We start from the raw sequence: 5,491 nt of genomic DNA, 5'->3' as shown, positions 1-5,491 counted from the left end.
GGTTAAACAGCGATGGCCACCCATTTCTGGGTGGCCATCGTGAATGGTGTCCGGCGGTGTCCTACTCTCCCACAGGGTCCCCCCTGCAGTACCATCGGCGCTGAGAGTCTTAGCTTCCGGGTTCGGAATGTGACCGGGCGTTTCCCTCTCGCTATGGCCGCCGTAACCCTGGCGACACACGCACCCGAGGGCACATGGTCAAATCTGGGTTACACGCCGTGCGTGTATTCAATTGTTCCGCTCCTCCCGAAGGAGGATGCGGGGTGCCCGTCTTCTGGGAACCACAAAGTGGACGCAAGCAATCTCTGACCACTCCTACCAGCCTTTACAACGGTATGAGTGTAGTGATTATCAAGTTATCGGCTTATTAGTACCGGTCAGCTCCGACAGTCTTTAGTCCTGTCTTCCACATCCGGCCTATCAACCCAGTCGTCTGGCTGGGAGCCTCTCCCCCGAAGGGATGGAAATCTCATCTCGAAGCCGGCTTCCCGCTTAGATGCTTTCAGCGGTTATCCGTTCCGAACGTAGCTAATCAGCGGTGCTCCTGGCGGAACAACTGACACACCAGAGGTTCGTCCATCCCGGTCCTCTCGTACTAGGGATAGATCTTCTCAAATTTCCTGCGCGCGCAGCGGATAGGGACCGAACTGTCTCACGACGTTCTAAACCCAGCTCGCGTACCGCTTTAATGGGCGAACAGCCCAACCCTTGGGACCTACTCCAGCCCCAGGATGCGACGAGCCGACATCGAGGTGCCAAACCATGCCGTCGATATGGACTCTTGGGCAAGATCAGCCTGTTATCCCCGAGGTACCTTTTATCCGTTGAGCGACAGCGCTTCCACAAGCCACTGCCGGATCACTAGTCCCGACTTTCGTCCCTGCTCGACTTGTCAGTCTCACAGTCAAGCTCCCTTGTGCACTTACACTCGCCACCTGATTGCCAACCAGGTTGAGGGAACCTTTGGGCGCCTCCGTTACTCTTTGGGAGGCAACCGCCCCAGTTAAACTACCCATCAGGCACTGTCCCTGAACCCGATTAGGGTCCGAAGTTAGATATCCAGAGTGACCAGAGTGGTATTTCAACAATGACTCCACGAACACTAGCGTGCCCGCTTCAACGTCTCCCACCTATCCTACACAAGCCACACCGAACACCAATACCAAACTATAGTAAAGGTCACGGGGTCTTTCCGTCCTGCTGCGCGTAACGAGCATCTTTACTCGTAATGCAATTTCGCCGAGTTCGCGGTTGAGACAGCTGGGAAGTCGTTACGCCATTCGTGCAGGTCGGAACTTACCCGACAAGGAATTTCGCTACCTTAGGATGGTTATAGTTACCACCGCCGTTTACTGGGGCTTAAATTCTCAGCTTCGCCTTGCGGCTAACCGTTCCTCTTAACCTTCCAGCACCGGGCAGGCGTCAGTCCGTATACATCGTCTTGCGACTTAGCACGGACCTGTGTTTTTAGTAAACAGTCGCTTCCCACTGGTCTCTGCGGCCATCGAACGCTCCCGGAGCAAGTCCGTTCACGCCTCAGGCCCCCCTTCTCCCGAAGTTACGGGGGCATTTTGCCGAGTTCCTTAACCACGATTCTCTCGATCTCCTTAGTATTCTCTACCTGACCACCTGAGTCGGTTTGGGGTACGGGCAGCTAGAACCTCGCGTCGATGCTTTTCTTGGCAGCATAGGATCACCGATTTCGACTTGCGTCTACCCATCAGATCTCAGGCTATATGAACGACGGATTTGCCTATCGTTCGCCCTACATCCTTAGACCGGGACAACCATCGCCCGGCTCGGCTACCTTCCTGCGTCACACCTGTTAATACGCTAAACGCACCAGCACGGGGTCGTACGCTAGGCCCAACGCTTCACCCCGAAGGGATCCATCAAAGGGATTCAGATACTTAGCACTACTGGATTGTCTTGGGCGGTTCTTCGCCGGTACGGGAATATCAACCCGTTGTCCATCGACTACGCCTGTCGGCCTCGCCTTAGGTCCCGACTTACCCAGGGAAGATTAGCTTGACCCTGGAACCCTTGGTCTTCCGGAGGACGGGTTTCTCACCCGTCTTTCGCTACTCATGCCTGCATTCTCACTCGTGTGGCATCCACGGCTGGTTCACACCGCCGCTTCACTCGCCACACGACGCTCTCCTACCCATCAACACGGCTGGACCACGAAGGCCTACCACTAATGTCAATGCCACAACTTCGGTGGCGTGCTTGAGCCCCGTTACATTGTCGGCGCGGAATCACTTGACCAGTGAGCTATTACGCACTCTTTCAAGGGTGGCTGCTTCTAAGCCAACCTCCTGGTTGTCTGTGCAACTCCACATCCTTTCCCACTTAGCACGCGCTTAGGGACCTTAGTTGGTGGTCTGGGTTGTTTCCCTCTCGACTATGAAGCTTATCCCCCACAGTCTCACTGCTGCGCTCTCACTTACCGGCATTCGGAGTTTGGCTGACGTCAGTAAGCTTTTGGGCCCCATCGGCCATCCAGTAGCTCTACCTCCGGCAAGAAACACGCAACGCTGCACCTAAATGCATTTCGGAGAGAACCAGCTATCACGAAGTTTGATTGGCCTTTCACCCCTATCCACAGCTCATCCCCTCCATTTTCAACTGAAGTGGGTTCGGTCCTCCACGACGTCTTACCGTCGCTTCAACCTGGCCATGGATAGATCACTTCGCTTCGGGTCTAGACCCTGCGACTGAATCGCCCTATTCGGACTCGCTTTCGCTACGGCTGCCCCACACGGGTTAACCTCGCCACAGAGCACTAACTCGCAGGCTCATTCTTCAAAAGGCACGCCGTCACCCCTACAAGGAGGCTCCGACGGTTTGTAAGCAAACGGTTTCAGGTACTATTTCACTCCCCTCCCGGGGTACTTTTCACCTTTCCCTCACGGTACTTGTCCGCTATCGGTCATCTGGGAGTATTTAGGCTTATCAGGTGGTCCTGACAGATTCACACGGGATTTCTCGGGCCCCGTGCTACTTGGGATACTCTTCACGCCATAACACCATTTCGACTACGGGGCTCGCACCCGCTCTGGCCAGGCGTTCAAACCTGTTCGTCTATGATGCGCTGTAACGTTCACCGGCCGGCAGACCGGAACGAAAAGTCCCACAACCCCGGCCATGCAACCCCTGCCGGGTATCACACATGACTCGGTTTAGCCTCTTCCGCGTTCGCTCGCCACTACTGACGGAATCACTGTTGTTTTCTCTTCCTGTGGGTACTGAGATGTTTCACTTCCCCACGTTCCCTCTACCCGCCCTATATATTCAGGCGGGAGTCACCAGGTCACCACAAGGGGCCTGGCGGGGTTTCCCCATTCGGAAATCCTCGGATCACAGCTCGTTTATCAGCTCCCCGAGGCTTATCGCAGATTACGACGTCCTTCTTCGGCTCCAGATGCCAAGGCATTCACCGTTTGCTCTTATGAACTTGCTAATCACATGAGTTAAGAAACTACAACTCGAAAAGTTGCAGATCCAATGATTTGCATGACCGCAGCCCGAAAGCCGCGCCATGCGAATCTTGTCGATCCACGACCGAAGCCGTGAATCTAAGATGCTCGCGTCCACTGTGTAGTTCTCAAAATACGGGCGGTATCCCTCTCCCACACACCCAGGCGTGAGAAAAAGATCCGGAGAGTCGACCCCGCCACCCGAAGGCAGCCGGCCCGGTCCCTCAGGACCCAACAGCGTGCATGTACCCGACTCCACCGCCCCGACGCGTTCCCAACCCGAAGGCTGTACTGACGCGAGACGATCTCACCGAGCACCTAGTTCAATGTTCCACCCATGAGCTACCAGCAAAGACATTCGCTTTGATCTGGCGCCTGGAACACCCTGCGGTGTCCAGATGCTCCTTAGAAAGGAGGTGATCCAGCCGCACCTTCCGGTACGGCTACCTTGTTACGACTTAGTCCTAATCACCGATCCCACCTTCGACAGCTCCCTCCTTGCGGTTAGGCCACTGGCTTCGGGTGTTACCGACTTTCATGACTTGACGGGCGGTGTGTACAAGGCCCGGGAACGTATTCACCGCAGCGTTGCTGATCTGCGATTACTAGCGACTCCGACTTCATGAGGTCGAGTTGCAGACCTCAATCCGAACTGAGACCGGCTTTTTGGGATTCGCTCCACCTTACGGTATCGCAGCCCTTTGTACCGGCCATTGTAGCATGCGTGAAGCCCAAGACATAAGGGGCATGATGATTTGACGTCATCCCCACCTTCCTCCGAGTTGACCCCGGCAGTCTCCTATGAGTTCCCACCATGACGTGCTGGCAACATAGAACGAGGGTTGCGCTCGTTGCGGGACTTAACCCAACATCTCACGACACGAGCTGACGACAACCATGCACCACCTGTATACCGACCTTGCGGGGCAACCATTTCTGGAAGTTTCCGGTATATGTCAAGCCTTGGTAAGGTTCTTCGCGTTGCATCGAATTAATCCGCATGCTCCGCCGCTTGTGCGGGCCCCCGTCAATTCCTTTGAGTTTTAGCCTTGCGGCCGTACTCCCCAGGCGGGGAACTTAATGCGTTAGCTGCGACACGGAGACCGTGGAAAGGTCCCCACATCTAGTTCCCAACGTTTACGGCGTGGACTACCAGGGTATCTAATCCTGTTCGCTCCCCACGCTTTCGCTCCTCAGCGTCAGTAACGGCCCAGAGAACTGCCTTCGCCATCGGTGTTCCTCCTGATATCTGCGCATTCCACCGCTACACCAGGAATTCCATTCTCCCCTACCGCACTCTAGTCTGCCCGTACCCACTGCAGGCCCGAGGTTGAGCCTCGGGTTTTCACAGCAGACGCGACAAACCGCCTACGAGCTCTTTACGCCCAATAATTCCGGACAACGCTTGCACCCTACGTATTACCGCGGCTGCTGGCACGTAGTTAGCCGGTGCTTTTTCTGCAGGTACCGTCAAGCCGAAGCCCTTCTTCCCTACTAAAAGAGGTTTACAACCCGAAGGCCGTCATCCCCCACGCGGCGTTGCTGCATCAGGCTTTCGCCCATTGTGCAATATTCCCCACTGCTGCCTCCCGTAGGAGTCTGGGCCGTGTCTCAGTCCCAGTGTGGCCGGTCACCCTCTCAGGCCGGCTACCCGTCGTCGCCTTGGTGAGCCATTACCTCACCAACTAGCTGATAGGCCGCGAGTCCATCCTTGACCGAAAAACTTTCCACCCGCACCCGATGCCGGGGCAGGTCGTATCCGGTATTAGACGCCGTTTCCAGCGCTTATCCCAGAGTCAAGGGCAGGTTACTCACGTGTTACTCACCCGTTCGCCACTAATCCACCCAGCAAGCTGGGCTTCATCGTTCGACTTGCATGTGTTAAGCACGCCGCCAGCGTTCGTCCTGAGCCAGGATCAAACTCTCCGTAAAAAAATTACGACCCCCAACCCCGAAGAGAAGGAGAGTCAAGTTTGACCTCTAGCAAATAAGACATCTCTCCGACCCGAAAG

General features: G+C 55.6%; 3 rRNA genes. All 3 read right to left on the bottom strand.

The window, feature by feature from the left end:
• Positions 1-48 precede the first annotated feature (48 nt).
• The 3 genes from rrf to C5C57_RS17295 all read right to left on the bottom strand — a co-directional run bounded on the left by rrf (position 49) and on the right by C5C57_RS17295 (position 5,411).
• Positions 49-165, bottom strand: a 5S ribosomal RNA gene (gene rrf, locus C5C57_RS17305).
• Positions 166-347: 182 nt separating this feature from the next.
• A 23S ribosomal RNA gene (locus C5C57_RS17300) occupies positions 348-3,463 on the bottom strand.
• Between the two features lie 425 nt (positions 3,464-3,888).
• Positions 3,889-5,411: ribosomal RNA gene (locus tag C5C57_RS17295) — 16S ribosomal RNA — on the bottom strand.
• Together the 16S, 23S and 5S rRNA genes form the textbook arrangement of a ribosomal RNA operon.
• Between the last annotated feature and the right edge of the window lie 80 nt (positions 5,412-5,491).

The sequence above is a fragment of the Rathayibacter sp. AY1C5 genome (genome assembly GCF_002931705.1).
Classification (GTDB): domain Bacteria; phylum Actinomycetota; class Actinomycetes; order Actinomycetales; family Microbacteriaceae; genus Rathayibacter.
The sequence above is the reverse complement of the archived record's forward strand: the minus strand, read 5'-3'. Positions and strand labels throughout refer to the sequence as shown.